The 360-nt window shown below is 45.3% G+C and carries 1 protein-coding gene; it reads left to right on the top strand.

Translation table 11 applies throughout. The annotated features are described in order from the left end of the window. A partial coding sequence (locus MD588_RS25955; RefSeq protein ID WP_265700838.1) for an integrase core domain-containing protein occupies nucleotides 1-325 on the top strand: 325 nt, incomplete at its 5' end. Nucleotides 326-360: the final 35 nt, after the last annotated feature.

The following is a 360-nucleotide window of genomic DNA, read 5'->3' as shown; positions in this document are numbered from 1 at the left end:
ATTGTTCAGAACGTTGAAGTACAGGCCACAATGGCCTTCATCTGGCTTCAATAATCTGGGTGATGCTAGAAGTTGGGTTAAGAACTTTGTCGAGTGGTACAACGAAGAACACCGTCATAGTCGAATAGGCTTCGTGACTCCGGGGCAACGTCATCGTAATGAAGATGCAAAAATCCTGGCAAAAAGAAAGACAGTCTTCAAACAAGCGAAGGCAAGAAACCCAGAGCGTTGGTCAGGTGAAATAAGGAAATGTGAACCTGCTGGGCCGGTCATGCTTAATCCAGAGAAACCAGATATAAACGAGCAGCTGAAACAAGCTGCTTAAACATGATTAGGCGACAACTACCTTGAAAAACGCCG

Origin of the sequence: Photobacterium obscurum (assembly GCF_026191635.1) — a bacterium.
Classification (GTDB): domain Bacteria; phylum Pseudomonadota; class Gammaproteobacteria; order Enterobacterales; family Vibrionaceae; genus Photobacterium; species Photobacterium obscurum.
The sequence above is the reverse complement of the archived record's forward strand: the minus strand, read 5'-3'. Positions and strand labels throughout refer to the sequence as shown.